Source organism: Fibrobacter sp. UWR2, assembly GCF_002210285.1.
Lineage (GTDB): Bacteria > Fibrobacterota > Fibrobacteria > Fibrobacterales > Fibrobacteraceae > Fibrobacter.
The window spans coordinates 148,466-169,791 of the sequence record NZ_MWQE01000001.1; the positions used below are offsets into that span (position 1 = coordinate 148,466).

A 21,326-nucleotide genomic window follows, 5' to 3' on the forward strand; every position below is an offset into this window, starting at 1 on the left:
GGTCTTTTTTTGGTGGGTGGACTCGTGGCTCTTGAAAAAAGGAGCTGTTATGAAATTCAGTTGTGGTGTTGCAACTTCTTTTCTGGTAGTGGGTCTTGCCACCTACGGTTTGGCAGATAACCCTATCTCATCTTATCACTATCTGGCAGACCCCTCTTGCGCTTCCGATGGTGACACCTTCTACATTTTGACTGACGTCGATGACTACAACAACCAGACCAACTGGAACTACGACATCGTCGGCCTTTATGCCTTTACGTCCGAAGATATGAAAAACTGGACCGACCACGGCATGATTTTCCGTTCCAAGCGCGAATTCGGCAACTATCCGAGCAATACTTGGGCATCGGGCATTGCCGTCAAGGATGGTAAGGTCTATATCGTTTACCCTGATGGCGCAAGTGGCGTGGGCATGATTACCGCCCCGGCTATCGATGGCCCTTATACTGACCCTGTTAAGGAAACTCATGGTGTCAATAGAATTGCAGGTGGCGGTAGCTTGATTGGCAGCTGCGATGGCATTGCGCACTGCTTTGACCCGGGCATCTTGATTGATGATGACGGTAAGGGTTACGTGATTTTCGGTGGTGGTGAAAGCTCCAGCCGTCCGTATGGCAACAACTTTGACATTATCAGTTTTACCGAAAGCAATGGCAAGATTACTTTCGACAAGAACTCCTTGAAGAAGGTCTCTTTGCCGAACTCCTTCGAAGCTCCGTACTTGCACAAGAAGGGCAGCACTTATTACTTGAGCTTCAACAACCGTAGCCAGGTGATTGACTATGGTATGTCCAACAATATTTGGGGGCCCTATACCTTTGTGGGCACGGTCATTCCGGGAATCGGCTCTGTGCCTGATGCTCATGGCGAAGGTGGCAACAACCACCAGGGCTTCGCTCCGTTCAAGGACAAGTGGTATGCAGTTTACCACGACCGTCGCCTGGTGACTTCCGACAACCACCCGGCCGCAACGACGCAGGCTGGCGTGCGTTCCGAAAACCCGAACTACGAAAACCACAGAAGCGTGTCCATCGACGAACTCACCTGGAGTGGCGACAAGATGAACAAGCTGACCTTCACGCGTGAAGGCCCGAAGCAGATCAAGAATTTTGATCCGTACAAGACCTACAAGGCGACTACGAGTTCCAAGCAGATGAATATCCGTAGCCGTACCGATTGGACGAAGGGCCAGCCGGTGAAGCACGTGCTTCTGCCGCTCACGAGCCGTAGCGAATCCTGGATCCGCGTCTCTGGTGTGGACTTCGGTAATGGTGCCGAGAACCTCCGCATCAAGGCCGCGAACGTGGGCGACGGCAACAAGATTGAAATTCATAAGGGCAGTGCCACCGGTACGCTTGCCGGTACTTGCGAACTGGCAAAGACCAGCAACAACATGACATTCACCGATAACGACTGCGCCATGACGGGCCTGAGCGGTGTCGTGGACCAGCTGTTCTTCGTGTTCAAGAACAATGGCAAGGATTCCACCATGGGCATTCTCGAATGGGAATTCCAGGGCACCAAGCGCGAGCCTGAACCGCAGCAGCCGTTTGGCGGCAAGGCATGGGCCATTCCGGGCAAGATCGAGATGGAAAATTTCGATGAACCGGGTTACGGTGCGGGTAACGATTCTTACGCTGACAATGATACCGATGACCATGGCGCCGAAACCAACGGTGGCAAGAGCTACCGCGAAGGCACGGGGGTAGACATCTACAAGAAGGCGACCGGCTACGTTGTAGGCTACAACCAGACCGGCGAATGGCTCGAATACACTGTGGAAGTTGCCGAAGCAGGCGATTACACCATGTTTGCCGCCGTCGCCTCTGCCAATGCGACCTCCAGCTTCCAGCTCTCTATCGATGGCGAGAACATTACCGGCGAAGTCGCTGTTCCGCAGGCCAGTGCCGGCGAAGAAAACTACGACGACTACAACAAGGTCAAGGAAAACGTGACGCTCACTGCGGGCAAGCATATCCTCCGCTTCACCGTGACCGGCGACTGGATGGATATTGACTACATCAACTTCGTGAAGGGCAAGGACGCCGAAGATTCCGACCCGATCGGAGGACCGTCTGCGCTCGGGAACAAGGTTGCGTTTAAGGCCCTGCAGTACACCACCTACCGTGTGTTTGGCTTGAATGGTGCAATGCTTGGCAAGGTCGACTTGAACGGCGCTAACGTTTCCGAAGCGCTTAAGGCCGCAGGCTACAAGAAGGGCGTCTACATGCTCCAGCAGGTCGAAGGTGGCAAGAAGTTTATGGCCAAGGTGACGAAATAAGGCCAAAAAGAGTCCCTAAACACCACACATCCAGACCGACGCCTTTTTCGGCGTCATGAAAGTACCCCGGGATTTCCCGAGGTGCTTTTTTATTAATGCAACTATGGACAATACGTCAATGCTATTTGCTCGGGGAAGGATGAAAATCGGGCTTTTGGGGGTTAAATTATAGAATGGTGAAGACTGTAATGGTGCGGTCTTTAAAAGGGATGTTAAGATGAAAAAGATTTCCAAGGGAAAGCTTGGTTTAGCGCTTGCGTTTGGCCTTGCGGCATCAGCGCTTGCCGATAACCCGATTTCTACCTACCATTACTTGGCGGACCCCGGTGCGGCTGCTGATGATGATTACTTCTACATCATTACCGACTCCGACGACCCGGCTCCGTACAACTCCGACGGCTACAAGATTTACGCCCTCTATGCATTCCGCAGTAAGGATATGCAGAACTGGACCGACTACGGCATCATTTATGATGCCCGCAAGGTGAACGGCATTAACGACATTTGGGCATCCGGCATTGCCGTGCACAACGGAACGTTCTACATCGTGTTCCCCGATGGCGGTGGCGGTGGTATCGGCTACATCAAGGCGCCTGCTATTGACGGCCCGTGGACAAACGCCGTGGGCCAGGGCAAGGACAAACTGGTTGGTGGCCGCGGTATCATCGGTTGCGACGGCGTCTCGTGGTGCTTCGACCCGGGTATCTTTATCGATGACGATGGCACGACCTACGTCACGTGGGGCGGTGGTGAAAGCAATAGCCGTCCGAATACCGACAACTTCGATATCGTCAAACTGAACGATGCGAAGGATGCCCCGGTGGGTAACGGTTCCCACGTGAAGGTGAATAACCTCCCGACCCGTAAGATGCTCGAGGCGTCTTACATCCACAAGCACGGGAGCAATTACTACTTCTCGTACAGTACCGGCTGGCAGCAGGGGGCGCCTACCATTGACTACGGTATGTCCAACAACGTGATGGGACCGTACACCTGGAAGGGCACGATTCTCGGCGACCCGAGCATGAACGGCCGTAGCATCAACGGTAACAACAACCATCACGGTATTGCCGAATTCAAGGGGCATTCCTATGTGGTGTACCATGACCGCCGTATCGCGAAGGGACATAACGGACTTGAAATTATTCCGGCCGACGACGGCAAGCCGAACCCGAACGAAGGCTATCACCGCAGTGTTTCCGTAGACGAAATGTTCTACAATAACGATGGCACTATCAAGACTGTTACGGTGACGAACGAAGGCCCGAAGCAGATCGAGAACTTCGACCCATACGACTGGTATCCGGCACTCACGAGTTCTAAGCAGAAGGGCATCCGCAGTCGTTCCAATTTTGTGCAGGGCAAGAAGGCCGAACACGTGCTGATTCCGCTTTCCAGTAAGGAAGCCTGGATTCGCGTGAGTGGCGTGGACTTCGGTACCGCGGCGACGGGCTTTACGGTCGAGGCATCAAGTGCTGCCGACGGCAACAAGATTGAAATCCGCACGGGTTCTGCCACGGGTACGCTCGCAGGCACCTGCACGCTCAAGAATACCGGCAACAAGAATACCTACGCCGAGAACAAGTGCGAAGTCGAAGGCCTCAAGGGCATCGTGAACCAGCTGTTCCTCGTGTTCAAGGGCAACCAGGATTCTACCATGTACGTGAAGGCCTGGGGCTTCGAGGGCAGTGGCACTACGCCTCCGGAACCGCAGAAGCCGTTTGGCGGCAAGGCCTGGGCGATCCCCGGCAAGATCGAGATGGAAAACTTTGACGAACCGGGTACGGGCCGTGGTGCAGGTGTCGATTCTTACAGCGACAACGATATGGACGACCATGGCGCCGAAAGCAACGGCGGCAAGAGCTACCGCGAAGGTACTGGCGTCGACATCTACAAGAAGGCTACCGGCTACGTGGTGGGCTACAACCAGGCTGGCGAATGGCTTGAATACACGGTGAATGTGGCTAAGGATGGCGACTACACGATGTTTGCCGCCGTGGCTTCTGCCAATGCGACCTCCGGCTTCCAGCTGTCTATCGATGGCGAGAACATCACCGATGAGATTGCCGTACCTCAGGCAACCTCCGGCGAAGATAATTACGACGACTACAACAAGGTTTCTGCCAACGTGAAACTGACCGCCGGCGAGCACATCCTCCGCTTCACCGTCACTGGCGACTGGATGGACATCGACTACATCAACTTTGTCGAAGGCAAGGATGCGGAAGATTCCGACCCGATTGGAACGACTTCCCTCCAGAACAAGGTTGCGTTCAAGGCCGGTCAGTACGAAAGCTATCGCGTGTTTGACCTGAAGGGTTCCCTGGTTGGCCAGATCAACTTGAAGGGCGCGAAAGTGGGCGAGGCCCTCCGTGCTGCAGGCTATGCGAAGGGCGTTTACATGCTCCGCGCCTTTGAAGGTGGCAAAAAGTTTATGGCTACGGTCTCTGAATAGCCCAAAGCTGCGTTTTTTTAAGCAAAAAAAGACGATTTAGACATTAGAAACGTCCCAGACGTCGTTCTGGGATGTTTTTGCCGTTATGGATAAAAAGTCAATGGAATGTGCCTTTTTGAGGGTAAAAAGAGCCCCTTTTAGGGGTAGATTATAGAATGCAAAAGCCGTAATGGAACGGTTTTATAAAAGGGATGTGTAAAATGAAGATGAATCATAAGGGAATATTTGGACTTGCCCTCATGGGTGGCCTCGTTGGGGTGGCGCTTGCCGATAACCCGATTTCCAGTTACCATTATCTGGCTGACCCGGGTGCAGCCGCTGACGATACGTATTTCTATGTCATTACCGACTCCGATGACCCGGCGGCATACAACGCAAACGGCTACAGCATCAAGGCCCTTTACGGTTTCCGTACTAAGGACATGAAAAACTGGACCGATTTCGGTATCATTTACGATGCGCGCAAGGTGGACGGTATCGGCGATATCTGGGCGTCTGACATTGCCGTGAACCCCAAGGACGGAAAGCTCTACATCGTGTTCCCCGATGGCGGTGGCGGCGGTGTGGGCCTCATCTCTGCTGACAGCATTGCCGGCCCGTGGACGAACCCGGTTTCGGGCGGCAAGAAGCTCATCAACAACTGGGGCGGCGGCCTTGCGGACTGCGACGGCATCGGCTGGTGCTTTGACCCGGGTATTTTCTTTGATGACGACGGCACGGGCTACTTCACCTTTGGTGGCGGTAGCAGCGATAGCCGTCCGGCTGCCGACAATAACAACGACATCTTCAATATCTACAAGTTCAACTCCGACATGAAGGGCTTTGATGTGAGTTCCAAGACTCACCTGAAGATCGGTGGCCCGAAGGCGATGGAAGCTTCTTACATCCACAAGTACAAGGGCAACTACTATCTCTCTTACAGTACGGCCGACTTGCGTATTGCCTACGGCATGTCCGATAAACCCATGGGCCCGTACACCTACAAGGGCATCTTCATGGGGAACCCGAACATCAATGGCCAGAACATCAACGCGAACAACAATAACCACCATGGCATTGCCGAATTCAAGGGCCACTGGTACGTCGCCTACCATGACCGTCGCATTGCGAACGGATACGACGGCCTCGAAAAGATTCCTGCCGAAGATGGACAGGCGAATCCGAACCCGGCATACCACCGCAGCGTGAGCGTAGATGAATTCACCTATGCAGCCGATGGTTCCATGAACTCGTTGACTTTCACGAAGGAAGGCCCGAAGCAGATAGAAAACTTCGATCCGTATGACTGGTATCCGGCTCTCACGAGCTCCAAGCAGAAGGGCATCCGTAGCCGTTCCAACTGGAGCTTGGGCAAGGTGGCTGAACATCTCCTTCTCCCGCTTTCTACGAAGGAATCCTGGATCCGCGTGAGTGGCGTTGACTTCGGTACTGCCGCGACGGGCTTCGTGGTGCAGGCAGCAAGCACTGCCGATGGCGACAAGATTGAAATCCACACGGGTTCTGCGACGGGTACGCTCGCCGGCACCTGCACGATTAAGAATACCGGCAACAAGAATACCTTTGCCGAGAATTCCTGCGAAGTCACTGGCCTCAAGGGAATCGTGGAACAGGTGTTCCTCGTGTTCAAGGGCAGCAGGGATTCTACCATGGCTATTAAGGCCTGGGGCTTCGAAGGCAGCGGCACGACTCCGCCCACTCCGCAAACTCCGTATGGCGGCACGGCCGTGACGCTTCCGGCGAAGATTGAGGCTGAAAATTACGACGTTCCGGGTACGGGCCGCGGCGGCGATGTCGATTCCTACAACGACAACGATTCCGAAAATCAGGGCGATGCTAAGTTCCGCGAAGACTTGGGTGTCGACATTGTGGAAGGCGGCACCGGCAAGGCAATCGGTTACACGGCTTCCGGTGAATGGCTTGAATACACTGTCAACGTATCTGAAGATGGCGAGTATGCCATTAAGGCATCCGCTTCTACCGGCATGGAAAACGGTGCAAGTTTCTGCCTGCTTGTTGATGGAAAGCTTGTTGGCGATACCATCAAGGTTCCGCAGACGGGCGAGGACTGGAGCGTATATAAGGAATTTGAAGGCGGCAGCGCCCAACTCACCAAGGGTGAACACATCATCCGTCTGCTCATTACGAGCGACAACGTGAATGTGGACTGGTTCTCTCTCGGGAATGTCGAGACCATCGGGATTGTCCCGACCAAGTTCCAACATGCTTCTGCGAAGGCATACGACGTGTTTGGCCTTACCGGAAAGAAACTCGGTACGGTTGATCTCTCTGCAGGGAGTGCCGCGGAGGTCTTGAAGGCTGCCGGATTTGGGCAGGGCGTCTACATGCTCCGCTCCGTAGCCGGCAACAAGAAATTCATGGTATCTACTGCAAAGTAAACCAGAAAAGAGTCCCTAAACCACACATCCAGAAACGACACCCTCGGGCAAACGTCCGAGGGTGTTGTTTTGTTGTCATTTTTGGAGTTTTTCCGCTCTTGTCCGTTGCCAAAACGTAAAAGGAAAATATTGCGTTTTATGGTAAAAAATGCCTTCCAACAGGTATCTTTATAGTATGGGACCGCAATCCTGCGGATTTCTGTTTGGAAAAATAGGGCTAGTATGAAATTCATCAATAAAGTCTCTCTCGCAATTGGCTGCAGCGCCTTGGTCGCGCAGGCTTTTGCTTCGACGGTCAATGTCGATGTGACCGATGAACACCAGGTCATTCGCGGCTTTGGTGGCATGGTGCATAACCAGTGGCAGGGCGGTGGCGGACTTTCCGAGGCCGATGCCAAGCTCGCATTCGGTACGGGCGATGGCCAGATTGGCCTCAACACACTGCGTATTCCTGTGTATGCAAATTCCAGTGATTTCAATAAAGAAGTTCAGGCTGCAAAGTATGCGAAGGCTGTGGCCGGTGATGACTTTATTTTGTATGCAACGCCGTGGACTTCGCCGTATGCAGGTGCAAACCAGCACATGGCTTCCTCGAACTACCAGAAGTACGTGGACCACCTGAACAGCTTTACTGCCTACATGAAGAACCAGGGCGTTCCTTTGTATGCAATTTCCATCAGTAACGAACCGGACTGGTGCGGTGAATGGGCTTGCTGGAGCGCTGACGAAATATACAACTTCACCAAGGGTTATGCCGATCAGATGCGCAAGAACGGCACCAAGGTGATTTCGACGGAATCTTTCCGCTACGACAAGAACCTTTACAACAAAGTCCTGAACGATGCTTCTGCCCTCAAGAACTGGGACATTCTCGGTGCGCACTTCTATGCGAGCGACAGAACGACTGGTGACAATTTCTTCCAGTATTCTTTGGCTGACCAGAAGGGAGTGGAACGTTGGATGACGGAGCACTACACCGAAAGCCAGGGCAGCGGCAACTACTGGCGTACGATTACGAATACGGGTGACCAGGCGAACCAGAACAAGCGCGATACCGTGAACGCCATGGACGTGGCTTACGAAATCCACCGCGCTATGGTTGTGGGCAACTTCAATCAGTACACCTGGTGGTATATCCGCCGTTGCTACGGCCTCATCATGGAGAAGGACTTCGGCAACAAACTCCAGATTCCGTCCAACGAAATCGGCAAGGTCTCGAAGCGCGGCTACGTGATGAGCCAGTTCGCCCGCTTTATCCGTCCGGGTGCAATCCGCGTGGGTGCGACCGCCAAGCCCGAAGCGAATTTGTTCGCAAGTGCTTACAAGAGTTCCGAAGGCGATAGCGTCATCGTGGTGCTCGTGAACCGTGACTACCAGAATACGAAGACCGTGACCGTCAAGGTTCAGGGTGCGGACGTTCAGTCTTTCCATGTGTACACGACGAGCCAGTCGAAGGATGCAAAGTATGACGGCGAAGTCGAAGTCAAGAACGGCTCCGTGACCATTACCATGGATCCGGGTAGCTCGAATTTCAAGGACTGTATCGTGACGCTCGTGGGTGTGGGTACTCCGGCCGACCCTGTGCCTCGTGAACCGTTCGGCGGCAAGATTGCCGAAATTCCGGGCAAGATTGAAGCCGAAAACTTCGACATTCCGGGCACGGGTAAGGAAAACAAGACATACAGTGAGAACGATGCCGATGACCATGGCGAGATTAACTACCGTGAAGGTACCGGTGTCGATATCTACAAGAAGGCTACCGGCTATGTCGTGGGTTACAACCAGGAAGGCGAATGGCTCGAATACACCGTGAACGTGAAGGAGGCGGGAGACTACACGATGACTGCCTCCGTGGCGACGGATAATTCGACATCGGGCTTTACGCTTTCCCTTGATGGAAATTCCATTGCCGAAGTTCCGCTGTCTGGAACGAGCTGGGATGAGTTCGTCGACGTGAAGACCAAAGTTACTCTCCCGGCGGGCGAGCATATCCTCCGCATGACGGTGACGGGCTCCTGGTTCGATGTGGACTACTTTGCCTTCTCGAACGGTTCCAGCCAGTGCACGGAGGAACCCTGCGATCCGACGTTTGTAACGACCAAGTTCAATGCGGGTAAGTCGCCTGCCGTGTACGGAATTTACGACGTGTCGGGCGTGTTCCACGGGCGTGTCGAGGCTACGGGTCTCGCCGAAGTCAGGTCGAAGACTGCAGCGCTTGTCCGTAACGGCGGCATGTTTATCGCAAAGCCCCTCCGTGGCGGCCAGATGATCCGGTTCACCGTGACCAAGTAGATTTCCTTATCCTAGATAAAATCAAAAAGTTCCAGGGTTATCCTGGGACTTTTTTTCTGGTATAAAAATGTTGCGGGAGGGGCTAACTATATTCCGGCGATTTCGACGACTTTCTTGTTGTTGGTGGAGCCGAGGACGACCTTCACGTCGCGCTTGTGTACCTTGAAATGCTCTGCCAGCAGTTCGCAAATGGCCTCGTTTGCCGCACCCTCGACGGGCGGAGCCTTCACTTCGACCTTCAGGCTCCCGTCGGGGAGGGGCGTTACGCTTTCGCGCTTGCTCCTCGCATGTACCTTGATATTTACCCGCATATTAGGCGAGAACGTTGCCGCCCATGTTCATGCCTGGAGTGGCTGGCCTTACCTGTGGCGCGGCCGGGGCTTCAAGTTCCTTCTGGTCGTTTTCCATGGCGGCAAGGAGTTCCTCTTGCCCGCGGATGAGTGCGCGGCAGCGGATAAAGTAGTTGCTTCTGAGCTGCTTGAGCTGTTCGATTTCGGCGCGAAGGTCTTCGGCCTGCTTCTTGGTGGACTCCACTTCGCGGACCGCCCTGGCTTTGGCCTCGGCGATGATGATTTCGGCTTCCTTCTCGGCGGTCGCTTTCACTTCGTCCACGGTGCGCTGCATGGTGATGACGGCATCTTGGATGGTCTTTTCGATTTGACGGTAGTAGTTGACGCGTTCCTCGGCAATCTTGAGCCTCTCGGTCAGGTCCGTGCGGTTGCGGGAAAGCTGCTCGAACGCGGTCGCTGCTGTTTCCAGGAAGGCCTTGACCTCCTCGGCGTCGATGCCGCCGAATGATTTCTTGTGGAATGTCTGGTTGCGGATGTCAAGCGGAGTGAGTTCCATTTTGTGCCTTCCGGGGTAAAATCGGTTTCTTCAAGGAAATATAAAATAATTTTTTCTTTTTTTGTCCTACTTTTGAAATCTCTAGTTATATTAGATAGTGGAGATTGACATAAATATGGTTGCTCGCCTAAAAAAATTTTGGGATAACCTTGAAACTCTGGAGCAGAAGCTATTCTGGATTATCCAGGGTGTCTTTATTATCGTTTCGGTGATTGGGACCATTCTTACCGTTGTCGAGAACGTGAACCATGCGGCATAAGTGGTCTGCCTTCTCAACGTGGTCGTGTGCGTCCTGGTGGCGTTATTCGTGAAAAAGACCGCATCCTATTCGGTCGCCTTTTTCATTGTGATTTTTTACTATTCGTGCCTGTCTTCACCGCTGCAGTTCTTCTTCTGCGGTGGTACGGCGAGTGCTGCGACATATTACCTGCTGGTAGGTCCCTTCCTCAGTAGCTTTATCGATAATCGCCGGATGCGCTTCTTCTCGGCCTTCCTTACGCTTGTTGTCAGTACCGGTGTGTTTCTGGTGGCTTGGCGGCATCCGGACTGGATGTCGATTTACCCGACGATTGACATTGTGTATCTGGATTACGTGACGAACTATCTGCTGGTAGGTGTGAGCCTGTTCCTTATCTGCTCGTTTGCGATAAACGCCTATGTGCGCGAACGTGTCCAGAGGGAAAGCTTGATGAGCAAGCTGGATTACCAGTCCAAGCACGACAGTCTTACCGAACTGTATAATCGCCGTTATGTTATCCAGTACCTCGAGAACATCGTGTGGCACAGCCGCGAAAAGTTCTACATGTTCATGTTCACTGTCGACGATTTCGATAGCCTGAACGATACCTACGGGCACGTGATGGGCGACCGCGTCGTGTGCGATGTGGCCCATGCACTGTGGAAGTGTGTCAACGAGGATGTGGGTGAATGTGGTGCCCGCTATGGGGAGGATACCTTCCTTTTCATCATGGCGGCCGATTCCGGTGTCGACGCCTTTGTGCGGGCAGATGAATTCCGCGAGAGCATATGGAAGCTTTCCTGGAATATTGATCCGCGCCTGCGTGTCACCATCAGTGGCGGCCTGGTGCCGTGTCGCGACGAGAATGAGTTCGACCGCGAACGCCTGCTCAAGAAGGTGGATTCTCTGCTCGACAGTTTCAAGTCGCGTGGCAAGAACCAGGTGCGCACGTTGACTGACTAGTTCCCGTGCGGATTGGCCTGGTGTTGATAAGTTGTTGATTAATCGAAGATGTTCCTGGGGATAGCCAAAAGAGGCTGTAAAAAAGCCGCTACGCGGCTCGTAACCCCTTGATATGTGCGGATTTTTTGCTATTTTTGTGGCTCAAAATTTTGCAAAGAAAAAGGTTTTATCATGAAAAGAACATTCCAGCCTCACAATCGTAAGCGTGTCAACAAGCATGGTTTCATGGCCCGCATGGAAGACCGCTGGGGCCGTGCCGTCCTGAGCCGCCGTCGCGCCAAGGGTCGCAAGCGCCTCACCATTAGCGATTCCATCTACAAGAAGTAAGTCGGGGGGTGGCATATCGCCGCTCTGCGCTCTTACCGGCTGCCAAACCAGCCTGCTTATCGGCAAGTAGCCGTCCAAGGCAAGTTCGTCCGCTCTCCATCGTTATCGATGAGGTGGATTGACAGCCCGGACGGTTCTTGTCGTTTTTGCTTTTTGGCAAAAAAGAGGAACGGAAACGCCGTATACAGGAACAAGTGCCGCCGTGTCCTTCGCCCGCTGTTCTTCGGGATGGTTCCCGCGATAGAGAAGCCTGTTTGGGCGATGGTCATCGTGAACGACCCGTCAGATGTGATGACGCCGGACCGCCTCAGGGAATCTGCCCTGAAGATATTCCGCAAGATGGAATGGAAGGTGCCGGAAGGTGGTTCGGAGAATGCTTGCGAAGGTTAGGAACATGCTTGTGGAGGTGCTGGTCGCCCCGATCCGCCTTTACCAGATGGTCCATCCGTTCTTTTTTCATGGGGTATGCAGGTTCCGTCCGACTTGCTCCCAGTATGCGATAGAAGCGTTTCGGGTTCATGGCCCTTTCAAAGGTTTCTATCTTGCTGTTTTTAGGATTTTGAGATGCAACCCATTCTGCAAGGGCGGCTATGATCCGGTTCCGCCCAGGAAGGAATAGAGATGAACAAGAATACCATTATCGGTTCCGTACTCATGGCGGTAATCGTCATCGTGTGGATGACGGTGAACGCTTCGAACGAAGAGGCTAGGGCGAAGGCCCGGGCCGCCCAGGCTGCCAAGAAGGCTGCTGCGGAACAGGTCGCCGATACGAAAGCGCCTTCTGAACTCGTGCTTCCGGTGAATAAGCCCGAAGAGAAGGAACCGCCTGTACTTGGCGCTCCTGCCGCTGCCCCGAAGGATTCCGCTGCCCAGGCTATTGCCGACAGCGCTGCTTCCGTTGCCGATTCTGTAGCTGCCGCCGATTCTGCTGCCGCAGTCAAGGCCCCTGCGATTGTCCCGCGCACGGTGACCGTCGAAACCGACAAGTTCATCATGACGCTCTCCAACGAGGGCGGACGCGTCCAGAGCGTTATCGTGAAGGCCCTGAAGGACAGTGCCGGTAACTTCCCCGAGCTCATCCAGGATACGGCGCTTGGCGCCCTCGACCTCAAGCTTGGCGGTGCCGACCTGAGCGAAACCTTTTTTGCTGTCGATGCCCCGGAATGGATTACGGTAGATGCTGATACGAGCGTGGAATTCACGTTTACCGATGCGAACGGAAATAAGGTCGTGCGTTCTTACGGGTTTACGAAGGCCGGTGCTGCCGTGCGTCAGGTGAACAGGTTTGTCGGGTTCAAGCCCGAAGCCTACGAACTTGCCTGGAAGGGCGGCATGAAGGAAACGGAAGTCATTCCGCAGGGCAAGAGTGTCGGTGGCGCGAGCTACTTCTTCAGTGAAGTCATCTACAGGAACAACGAGATTACCGAGCGCGAGACGTTTACTGATGCCATGTCGTTCGACGAGGCCAACTACTACTGGGTGGGCCTGCGCCGCAAGTACGTGGCCATGTCAGTGCAGTTCGATAAGCCTGTCCCTGCCAAGGTGAAGGCCAAACATATCAATGTTACTGTTGAAGGCCATTCTGACCCCGGTACCTACAGCCTCACCATCGCCGACGAAGTCCGTGCCGATTCCATGGCCTACAACCTCATGGTTCTCCCGCTCCAGTGGGACGAAGTTGAAGCCCTCGGCCAGGGCTATGAAAAGATTATCGTGACGGGTTCCAAGTGGTTCCCCGGTTCCAGTGTGTGGTTCGTGTGGATTTGCAAGTGGCTCCTCAAGCTGCTCAAGTTCTTCTACTCGATTGTCCCGAACTATGCAGTGGCCATCCTCCTCATTACGATTATCGTGCGCGCCTTTACGACTCCCTTTACCGTCAAGCAGATGAAGGCTACGCGCGGGCTTGCAGCGCTCAAGCCGCAGATGGACGAGATTAACGTGAAGTACAGGAGCGATCCGCAGAAGAAGCAGGCCGCCATGATGGAACTCTATTCCAAGAATGGCGTGAACCCGTTCTCTAGCTGCACGGGCTGCCTGCCGATGCTGTTCCAGATGCCGATATTCATGGGCCTCTTCTTTGTGCTTGGTCGTGCTATTGAATTGCGCGGCATGCCAGCATTCCTCTGGATTACCGACTTGAGCAAGAGCGATGTGGTGTGGAGCGGAATTTCCATCCCGTTCATCATGCCTGCGGGCCTTGCTATTCTCCCGTGGATCATGGTCGTGACGACCTACTTCCAGACGAAGGTCACCATGAGCGGCAGCGCCGGCATGGACCCTGCCCAGCAGAAGATGATGGTGTGGATGATGCCTGCCATGATGTTCGTCTTTAGCGCGGTGATGCCCTCCGGCCTCGTGCTCTACTGGATTATCAGTAACTTCTGGACCATCGCCCAGTACAAGATCATGAACCGCAACATTGTTGCCGCCAAGCCCTCTTCTAAGCTCGACGGCAAGAACGTGAAAGACGCTAAGATAGTGAAGTAATCCTTTGTAAATTACATATAAAGTTTATAAATCCCGTAATAGTACGGGATTTTTTATATATTTGTAGCCCAAAAGGAGAATAACCATGAAAAAGATTCTGCTGGTCTTACTTTTCCTCTCTGCTTCGGCTTTCGCAGACTTGTACGTGGATTCCGTATATACTGGGCCTAAGCATACGTCTGCAATTGGCGAGGAATCGGCTGCCCCGAAGGAAGAATCCGCATGTGTTTCGGGCGAGAAGGATGATCGCGGTTCGCCTGTCCGTTTCTTTGGAGAAATCGGTTTGCTGGACCTTGGCGTTGGTCTGCGTTTCTATATTGGCGAAACCTGGCACCAGTATATGCAGGTCAGTCTGCAGTTTGACTGGAATATAATCCGCATTCCGGCTGTATGGCATCTAGGCGGTGAAAACTTCCATGTAATCCTAGGGTACTCGGCTAACGTAGCTGCGGCAGCCTATAGTCTGTTCTCTACGGCTTTTATTTTTGGCCTGAACTATGATATCAATAGGCACGTAGGCTTTAATGCGGAGGTGCTGTTGTCCGCACCGACTAGCATTTTACTTGATGTGCAGTTGGCTTTCTAGTTCCATTGCGGCGGGTCAGTCTCGATTGAAACTTTGCCCTTAGTGCCCCTGCGGGGGCTTTTTTTGTCGTTTGCAAAATCCTGTGACTTTGTATACGGGAATCTTGCAGGCTGAAAATTGCCTGTTTTATTTTCTTCAGAATAAATTATTTTATAAGAAAAGGGAAGGGACCCTTTAAAAAATGGGAAAAAAGGAGAAAAAAATGAGACGTTTGGGTGTTAGGGTGCCGCTACTGGTGCTGGCGGCTTTTTTGGCCACTTTCATGGTGGCATGCTCGCAAGAAGAGACTTCGCCGACCGGGCCGCAAGGCGAAACCGGCGAAAAGACTGGACCGCAGGTGTCTGGCGATAAGCCGGAATATTGTGGGGATAGGGAGGTAATTTATCATCACGATACGGTCACTATCTTCCGCGATACGGCGGAAAGGGTGATTGAAAAAGAGGGGAGTTCCTATACATCGTTCGTGTACAGGGATACGGCCGGCGCAATCGATACGGTGACCAAATATTCGTCACAATTGAAGTGTGATGTCGGGGAGAATGATTTTTCGTGTCGATATTCTTCGACTGACCCTATCCTGATTCCCATAGAAGGTCCATTGATTTCTTATGACCCTATGGAATACGAGATTATGGTTATAGATACTGTCCATTGCCATGTCACAATTACGGATACGGTTGTCAAGGATACGTTCTACAAGGATTCGTACAGCTTCAAACACGATACGACGTTTATCAATTACGGCGAAAGCCGCATGACCGACTATATCCCGCCAGAGCGCGTCTATGAACCGGGCGAATTCCCGTTCGATTCTACCGAGTTACGGGACTTCTTCGATACCCTGGATGTGAGCGATTCTCTGCTGGGAGGCAAGAACCACCTTGAAATCAATTCGGAATTGCATTTTCACGGGTTTCCGCTGACGGTCCGGGAACAGGTACAAATCGGTGTCATCGTCAAAGACAAGATAATTTCGGATGTGAAATGGCCGGAGAAGTGGGGCCCCCAAAAACATTATTACCAAATTGAAAGAGATAACACGCTAGAAGCAGATACTACGGTTACCTGGACTCTGGAATATACTCATTATGAGGGGGGACAGGAGGAGAAAGATTCCATCCAGGTAACCACTTTGTTTAAGACCGCTCGTTTGACGTCTGGGGAGTAGAACCTCCGGCATCTCACGAGCTCTCGCCACCACGGCATGCTTACGCTATGCCGCTTGTGGCTCACGGAGACCGCTCGCGCTTCACTCGGGGATTAAATTACTCCGGTAGGCGCTCGCTCTCGCCTCGACGTCTCAGGATTAGAATCTAAAGTGACGGGTTACTTGTACTCGTCGCCTTCGAGGGGCTTGCCGAGCAGCTTGTACTTGGTCTTGATGGCTGTGCGCAGTAACGGCCAGCCGACCTTGTCGAAAGCGCCTTCCCACAGAAGGTCAGCCTTGTGCCGCAGCGGGGAGTCTACCGCAGTCGGGAGCCACTCTTCCTTGAAATCGTGGGCGAGCCCTGCCTGCTTGACAATTGCCGCATAGTCGGTGTTGAGCGCGTCCTTGGCGCCCATGCGGATAAAGTACACCTTCTCGTCGAAATTGAATCGGCGCTGCAGGAGTTTCCGTTTGATGAATCCTGCTCCCTGCTCGATAAGTTCCCTTGCGGAGAACAGCGCCTTGCCATCGGTGGGGTAGAGCGCTTCCATGCGGACTTCGGCTTCCACGAACTTTTCGCTGAGCCCCACTTCCATGTGGCGTACGGTACTCAGGAAGTCCTCCTGTTCGGGAGTCTCGAAGAGGTGCATGAAGAACGCTCCGAGTGCGGGCTGCTTCATGTAGAGGAAAAATGATTGCAGGTGCGGGTAGATCTCGTTGCTGCTGGTGAGCGAGACGACGTCTGCCGTACTCTTTTCCGCTTCGGCAAAGAACTTCTCGAAGTTGTTCTGGAAGTAGACGATGGAATCGTTCAGCACGAGCAGTCTGTCCAGGTTGCCCATGGATTCCTGCGCGACTCCTGCGGTGGGATTGTTTACCTTGAGCTTGAGGTAACGGTGCCACATGCCGAAATCGAAACCGTGGTTCTGTGTGAGGAACAGTTCGATATCGTTGTCGGCGATGAACTTGTAGGTCTCTTCGGAAAGTTCGCGGTCGTTTGTCAGGAGTACCACGTGAAAATCTGTCGCCGCCAAGTGCCTGAGTGCAAACCGCACGTAGCCGGGAAGGTCTTTCCCGGTCTGGTAACTGGCATAGAGCGCGATTTTCTTGTAGCTAGGCATGTATTACCGCCGGCCGCCCTTGCCGCGGCCTCCGCGTGCATCGGTCTTGCGTGCTCTCTGCTTGCCCTTGCGACCACCTTTTTGCCCGAGGAAGTCGTCTTCCTGCCTGCCGCGTTGTTTGCCGGCGCGCTGCTTGCTTGCACGGCGTGCGGCGCGGTTGTTGGCCTTGAAACTGCGGGAGGATTCGTATTCCGGAGAATCGCCGAAGTCATCGCGCTCGTCGATATCGTCGGGCTGGCTCAGGTAACCGAGTGCTTCTGCAGCGGCGGCGCGGTCTGCGCGTTCATTCACGTCGCGTTCCCCCTGGCGGCGGCGCTTCTTGGGCTCGCTGCTGAGCTTTTCGATGATGCTGAAGTCGGCCTGGCCGCGTAGGGGGTCTACGCGGAGCAGGCGCACCAGTACCTTGTCGCCACGCCGGAAGGTGCGCCCGCTGCGTTTCCCGAAAGCGAGTCCCTGGTCCGGATTGAATACGTAGAAGTCGTCGCCCGCGATGTCGCGGAAACGCACCAGGCCTTCTGCAATCGGGTCGGCGATGGAGACGTAGATGCCCCATTCCTCGATGCCTGTGACGCTAGCTTCGAAGTCGTCGCCGATACGGCTCTTCAGAATCCAGCAGCTGCACACCTTGATGGAGATGCGTTCCACCTTCATGTTCTTGATTTCGTTTGCCGAAATCAGGTCACAAACTTCAATGACGCTGTTCTTGCGCTCGGCGGTAATTTCCTTGCCCTTGCGCGCAAGTTCGCGGTGGCACCAGAGGTCGGCATAACGGCGGATAGGCGATGTGAAGTGGCTGTAGTCCTGCCAGTTCAGCGCGAAGTGCCCGAAGCTGTTGCTGTCGTAGTGAGCCTTCTGCATGCTGCGGAGGATACGGTTCATGAGTGTTTCGTCATCGCCGGCGCGCTTCACCAGGTGCTGGTACAGCTTGAAGGCGACCGGGTTCAGGTTGGTGTCGCCACTGCGCGGCTTGCCCAGGTCACGCAACATCACAGGAGCATCCTTGAACAGGTCGGGGTACATGTAGTACAGTTCCATGATGTCCTTGGTATCGGGCGCTTCGTGGATACGGTAGATGCCCTGCAACTTGCGTTTGGAAAGTTCCTTCGCACAGCAGTTGTTCGCAATGAGCATACATTCCTCGACCCACGAGTTGCTTTCGTCGGTTTCGCGCGGTACGATTTTTTCGGGTTCACCTGCCTCATTGAACTTACAGCCGTATTCGGTGCTCTTGAATTCGAGCAGGCCTTCCTTGGTGCGGTTTTTCTTGAGCATGGCGGTCACTTCGGCGAGCGCCTTGATGGAGTCGTCGCCGGCTTCCATGAGCTTTACTGCCTCGCGGTAGGTGATGCCCTTCGATACATTTACGATACTGCGGTGGAAATCCCAACTGAGAACGTTTGCATTCTTGTCAAGTTCCATCATGCAGGTGAAAGCGCAGCGGTCCACGCCCTGGTGCAAACTGCACACACCGCTCGAAAGCTTTTCGGGGAGCATGGGCACCGCCGTCCACGGCAGGTACTGCGTGTAGCTGCGTTCGAGTGCTTCTTCGTCGAGTTCGGAACCTTCGGGTACGTAGTAGCTCACGTCGGCGATATGCACGCCGAGCCTGTAACCGTTCTCGGTGCGTTCCACGCTGATGGCGTCGTCGTGGTCCATGGCGCCATCGGGGTCAATGCAGAGCACGTCGAGTTTGCGGTAATCGACGCGGCCCTTGAAATCTTTGGCAGAAGGTTCCTTGATACCTTCCACGAATTTCTTGATAGCGGGGGAGAAGTCCTTGGGCAGGTTGCTTTCTTCCATGAACTTCGCCTTGACCTCGTCCCAGCTCACGTTCATCGCTTCGGCGCTGCGGTCGACCTTTGCGAGGTAGCTGTGCTTGAGTTTCGGGTGCGGGTACAGTGTGAAGTTGATCTTCTCGCCTTCCTTGCCTGGAGCCTGCCTGCGGTGGCACATCTCGTACACCTTACCGGTGTCGATTTCGTGAACTTCCCACTGCTCGTCGCCAATCTGGTGCAGAATGCCGCGTTTGACGCGGGTCTCGTTTTCCTTGTCGTTCTGCCTGCGGCTGCGTGCTCCTGGGCGGCGGTTGTCTTCGGGGTACTGTTCTGCAATCTTCTTGAAGCGCTTCTCTCGCTTTTCGTCGAGGCTTTCCCCGTCACCGAGCTGGTATTCCTTGTGGCTAGTGCGCTTCAGGAGCCCGCGCTCCACCATGTCGGCGAGCATCTGCTTGAACGCCATCTTCTGCTTCTTGGGGAGCCCGAGTGCTCCGCGCAGCTGGCTTCCGACCATCGGTTCGTCGCGTAAAATTGCAATAATCTGTTCTTCGCTAGGTAAATGCTGAGCCATTCTAGGCCTCCTTTGTGCCGTTTGCGGCTTGCGCCTGGGCTAATTCTTCTTTCTTGTAGGGGAGCGCGGATTCGATCAAATCGTGCATCGTATCGCGCAAGTCGTTCATGGGAGTATTCTCGAAACTTTCGGGAGTCTGCAGCGGGTGCACGATGATGCGTACCACGCCAGGGTTCATCGCCCACTTGACTTTCGGGAGACAGTCGCCCGTGCCGATAATCGTTATGGGCAGGAGCGGCAGCTTGTTGTCCTTTGCCATGCGGAAAATTCCGTTCTGGAACTTGACCATGTGCCCGTCTTCGCTGCGGTGGCCCTCGGGGAATACGGCGATATTGTACTTGTCGTCGAGGCGTTTCCTCACGAGCTTGCCCATGCCGGCGTTCATGCGCGGATTCTTGTGCACGGGAATGCAGCCGATGCTGTTGAGCACCCAGCCGAAGACGGGTGCCTTCCAGAGGGCTGCCTTCGCGATGAAGGCGGTGTTGCCGATGGCGGGCCAGATGACGTTGATGTCGAGGAAACTGATATGGTTGGCGACGATGATGAAGCCGCGGTCCTTGGGAATGTTCTCCGTGCCTTCGACCTGGATCTTTACGCCGAACAGCTTGAAGATGACGTGCGTGAAGTAGAAACTGCAGACGTTCGTGATTTCGTACTTGCGTCCGGTGATGCTCTTGTAGATGATGTACGGTGTGCCGAGAATAATCATCCCGGTAAAAACGACGATGTAGTAAAGAATGGCGCGAATAAAACCCATAAACACCTGGAGGCTGATAATTACCTCCATAATGTATATTTTTTGCCCCGAGAGGGACAAGTAAATCCGCTGTTAGGGGCTTATTTTACTTTCCACTCGAGCGTCTGTCCGGCGGCGAGGGGCACCACGCCGTTTACGAGCGTGGGCACGGTCCACGATTCCTTCACGACCTCGATCTGCTTCGTGGGCCGCGGGATTCCGTAGAAGTCTGCACCGAAGCCGCCGATGAAATTGGCGAGCTTGTCGAGGTGGCCGGCACGTTCGAATTCCTGCACCAGGAGCGGGATGGCGACCGGAGCGCTGTAGACGCCCGCCGCCCCGCACGGGCATTCCTTTTTGCCCTGCTGGTGCGGGGCGGAGTCCGTGCCGAGGAAGAACTTCGGGTTGCCGCTGAAGGCGGCCTCGCGGATGGCGGCACGGTCTTCAGGCCGCTTCGGTAGCGGCTTGCAGAAATGGTGCGGCCTGAGGGCGTCCCCGACGATGTCATCGAGTGTCATCATCAGGTGGTGTACCGTAAAGGTTGCTGCCACGTTGGCGGGGAGCCTCTTGACGGCTACTACGGATTTTGCAGAACTCAGGTGCTCAAAGACTATTTTCAGTTTCGGGAACTTTGCGGCAAGTGTCTCTACACGCTTGATGAATGCGGGCTCGCGGTCTAGGCAGAACTCGCCCGGTTCCTCGCCGTGCACGCACAGCACAAGGCCGAGTTTCTCCATCATCGCGACTACCGGGAATACGGCTTCGAAATCGCTGATGCCGTCGGCACTGTTCGTGGTAACGCCCGCGGGGTAGTACTTTCCGGCGACCACTCCTTCCGCCATCATGTCCTTCAGGTCCTGTTCCGTGTAGTTCGGATTCAGCTTGAAAGTCATAAGCGGAACAAAGTCGGGTCGCACGTCCTTCGCGGCATCCAGAATTTGTTTCTTGTACTCGCTTATCGCCTTTGCGCTCGTCATCGCGGGTACGGTATTCGGCATAATGATGGCGCGGCCAAACTGGCCCACCAGATCGCGCACGTAGCCGGGCATCAGGTCGCCCTGGCGCAGGTGTGCATGAAAGTCGTCGGGTAAGGGGAGAAACATAA

At 54.2% G+C, this 21,326-nt stretch carries 18 protein-coding genes; 12 read left to right on the forward strand and 6 right to left on the reverse strand.

What is annotated here, in order from left to right; genetic code table 11:
* The first annotated feature begins 49 nt into the window (after positions 1-49).
* The 4 genes from B7994_RS00555 to B7994_RS00570 all read left to right on the forward strand — a co-directional run bounded on the left by B7994_RS00555 (position 50) and on the right by B7994_RS00570 (position 9,424).
* Entirely contained in the window at positions 50-2,281 is a 2,232-nt protein-coding gene (locus tag B7994_RS00555) for a carbohydrate-binding protein (RefSeq protein ID WP_233142908.1), read from the forward strand.
* A 217-nt stretch (positions 2,282-2,498) separates the two neighbouring features.
* Positions 2,499-4,736, forward strand: a complete 2,238-nt coding sequence (locus B7994_RS00560) for a carbohydrate-binding protein (protein ID WP_088636542.1) — start codon at positions 2,499-2,501, stop codon at positions 4,734-4,736.
* Between the two features lie 200 nt (positions 4,737-4,936).
* Positions 4,937-7,132 (forward strand): carbohydrate-binding protein, encoded by a 2,196-nt coding sequence (locus B7994_RS00565; protein ID WP_088636543.1) that lies wholly within the window; start codon positions 4,937-4,939, stop codon positions 7,130-7,132.
* Between the two features lie 222 nt (positions 7,133-7,354).
* A complete protein-coding gene (locus B7994_RS00570) occupies positions 7,355-9,424 on the forward strand; it encodes a carbohydrate-binding protein (protein WP_088636544.1) in 2,070 nt (689 codons plus the stop codon).
* A gap of 86 nt (positions 9,425-9,510) precedes the next feature.
* Here the strand turns inward: B7994_RS00570 and B7994_RS00575 are convergent, their stop codons facing one another.
* Together B7994_RS00575 and B7994_RS00580 are read right to left on the reverse strand one after the other, a co-directional pair.
* Positions 9,511-9,735, reverse strand: a complete 225-nt coding sequence (locus tag B7994_RS00575; protein WP_088636545.1) for a DUF167 domain-containing protein — start codon at positions 9,733-9,735, stop codon at positions 9,511-9,513.
* Between the two features lies 1 nt (position 9,736).
* The gene (locus B7994_RS00580; protein WP_088636546.1) at positions 9,737-10,270 is read right to left on the reverse strand and encodes a DivIVA domain-containing protein; all 534 of its coding nucleotides are present in this window, start codon (positions 10,268-10,270) and stop codon (positions 9,737-9,739) included.
* 115 nt (positions 10,271-10,385) lie between these two features.
* Between B7994_RS00580 and B7994_RS14010 the strand changes: the two genes are divergently transcribed.
* The 8 genes from B7994_RS14010 to B7994_RS00615 all read left to right on the forward strand — a co-directional run bounded on the left by B7994_RS14010 (position 10,386) and on the right by B7994_RS00615 (position 16,039).
* Positions 10,386-10,529 carry a hypothetical protein gene (locus tag B7994_RS14010; RefSeq protein ID WP_158213030.1) on the forward strand — a complete coding sequence of 48 codons (144 nt, stop codon included), beginning with the start codon at positions 10,386-10,388 and terminating at the stop codon, positions 10,527-10,529.
* Entirely contained in the window at positions 10,530-11,471 is a 942-nt protein-coding gene (locus B7994_RS00585; protein WP_088636547.1) for a GGDEF domain-containing protein, read from the forward strand.
* Between the two features lie 171 nt (positions 11,472-11,642).
* Positions 11,643-11,798 (forward strand): 50S ribosomal protein L34, encoded by a 156-nt coding sequence (gene rpmH / locus B7994_RS00590; protein WP_072813226.1) that lies wholly within the window; start codon positions 11,643-11,645, stop codon positions 11,796-11,798.
* A gap of 39 nt (positions 11,799-11,837) precedes the next feature.
* On the forward strand, positions 11,838-12,188 hold the full coding sequence (locus B7994_RS00595; protein WP_088636548.1) for a ribonuclease P protein component: 351 nt from the start codon (positions 11,838-11,840) through the stop codon (positions 12,186-12,188).
* A complete protein-coding gene (gene yidD, locus B7994_RS00600) occupies positions 12,172-12,417 on the forward strand; it encodes a membrane protein insertion efficiency factor YidD (protein WP_088636549.1) in 246 nt (81 codons plus the stop codon). The genes B7994_RS00595 and yidD overlap by 17 nt, the downstream gene beginning before the upstream one ends.
* Positions 12,418-12,419: 2 nt before the next feature.
* Positions 12,420-14,285: a YidC/Oxa1 family insertase periplasmic-domain containing protein gene (locus B7994_RS00605; protein WP_088636550.1), complete on the forward strand. Its 1,866-nt coding sequence runs from the start codon at positions 12,420-12,422 to the stop codon at positions 14,283-14,285.
* 85 nt (positions 14,286-14,370) lie between these two features.
* Complete coding sequence (locus tag B7994_RS00610; protein WP_088636551.1) at positions 14,371-14,871, forward strand: hypothetical protein; 501 nt, start codon at positions 14,371-14,373, stop codon at positions 14,869-14,871.
* A 202-nt stretch (positions 14,872-15,073) separates the two neighbouring features.
* The gene (locus B7994_RS00615) at positions 15,074-16,039 is read left to right on the forward strand and encodes a hypothetical protein (RefSeq protein ID WP_144063688.1); all 966 of its coding nucleotides are present in this window, start codon (positions 15,074-15,076) and stop codon (positions 16,037-16,039) included.
* A 158-nt stretch (positions 16,040-16,197) separates the two neighbouring features.
* Here the strand turns inward: B7994_RS00615 and B7994_RS00620 are convergent, their stop codons facing one another.
* Genes B7994_RS00620 through pyrC form a run of 4 tightly spaced genes read right to left on the reverse strand, consistent with a single transcriptional unit; the run spans position 16,198 to position 21,324 of the window.
* On the reverse strand, positions 16,198-17,139 hold the full coding sequence (locus B7994_RS00620; protein WP_144063689.1) for a hypothetical protein: 942 nt from the start codon (positions 17,137-17,139) through the stop codon (positions 16,198-16,200).
* Between the two features lie 3 nt (positions 17,140-17,142).
* Positions 17,143-19,485, reverse strand: a complete 2,343-nt coding sequence (locus B7994_RS00625; RefSeq protein WP_088636553.1) for a ribonuclease R family protein — start codon at positions 19,483-19,485, stop codon at positions 17,143-17,145.
* Position 19,486: 1 nt separating this feature from the next.
* The gene (locus B7994_RS00630; protein ID WP_233142910.1) at positions 19,487-20,272 is read right to left on the reverse strand and encodes a 1-acyl-sn-glycerol-3-phosphate acyltransferase; all 786 of its coding nucleotides are present in this window, start codon (positions 20,270-20,272) and stop codon (positions 19,487-19,489) included.
* A 50-nt stretch (positions 20,273-20,322) separates the two neighbouring features.
* Positions 20,323-21,324: a dihydroorotase gene (gene pyrC / locus B7994_RS00635; RefSeq protein ID WP_088636554.1), complete on the reverse strand. Its 1,002-nt coding sequence runs from the start codon at positions 21,322-21,324 to the stop codon at positions 20,323-20,325.
* Positions 21,325-21,326 lie beyond the last annotated feature (2 nt).

What these genes read in the sequence shown, in the direction of transcription:
- B7994_RS14010 (WP_158213030.1), top strand. Translation starts at nt 10,386, where the DNA reads ATGGTTGCTCGCCTAAAAAAATTTTGGGATAACCTTGAAACTCTGGAG.
- B7994_RS00580 (WP_088636546.1), bottom strand. Translation starts at nt 10,270, where the DNA reads ATGGAACTCACTCCGCTTGACATCCGCAACCAGACATTCCACAAGAAA.
- B7994_RS00565 (WP_088636543.1), top strand. Translation starts at nt 4,937, where the DNA reads ATGAAGATGAATCATAAGGGAATATTTGGACTTGCCCTCATGGGTGGC.
- rpmH (WP_072813226.1), top strand. Translation starts at nt 11,643, where the DNA reads ATGAAAAGAACATTCCAGCCTCACAATCGTAAGCGTGTCAACAAGCAT.
- B7994_RS00570 (WP_088636544.1), top strand. Translation starts at nt 7,355, where the DNA reads ATGAAATTCATCAATAAAGTCTCTCTCGCAATTGGCTGCAGCGCCTTG.
- B7994_RS00625 (WP_088636553.1), bottom strand. Translation starts at nt 19,485, where the DNA reads ATGGCTCAGCATTTACCTAGCGAAGAACAGATTATTGCAATTTTACGC.
- pyrC (WP_088636554.1), bottom strand. Translation starts at nt 21,324, where the DNA reads ATGTTTCTCCCCTTACCCGACGACTTTCATGCACACCTGCGCCAGGGC.
- B7994_RS00605 (WP_088636550.1), top strand. Translation starts at nt 12,420, where the DNA reads ATGAACAAGAATACCATTATCGGTTCCGTACTCATGGCGGTAATCGTC.
- B7994_RS00615 (WP_144063688.1), top strand. Translation starts at nt 15,074, where the DNA reads ATGAGACGTTTGGGTGTTAGGGTGCCGCTACTGGTGCTGGCGGCTTTT.
- B7994_RS00560 (WP_088636542.1), top strand. Translation starts at nt 2,499, where the DNA reads ATGAAAAAGATTTCCAAGGGAAAGCTTGGTTTAGCGCTTGCGTTTGGC.
- B7994_RS00630 (WP_233142910.1), bottom strand. Translation starts at nt 20,272, where the DNA reads ATGGAGGTAATTATCAGCCTCCAGGTGTTTATGGGTTTTATTCGCGCC.
- B7994_RS00575 (WP_088636545.1), bottom strand. Translation starts at nt 9,735, where the DNA reads ATGCGGGTAAATATCAAGGTACATGCGAGGAGCAAGCGCGAAAGCGTA.
- B7994_RS00620 (WP_144063689.1), bottom strand. Translation starts at nt 17,139, where the DNA reads ATGCCTAGCTACAAGAAAATCGCGCTCTATGCCAGTTACCAGACCGGG.
- yidD (WP_088636549.1), top strand. Translation starts at nt 12,172, where the DNA reads ATGCTTGCGAAGGTTAGGAACATGCTTGTGGAGGTGCTGGTCGCCCCG.
- B7994_RS00555 (WP_233142908.1), top strand. Translation starts at nt 50, where the DNA reads ATGAAATTCAGTTGTGGTGTTGCAACTTCTTTTCTGGTAGTGGGTCTT.
- B7994_RS00610 (WP_088636551.1), top strand. Translation starts at nt 14,371, where the DNA reads ATGAAAAAGATTCTGCTGGTCTTACTTTTCCTCTCTGCTTCGGCTTTC.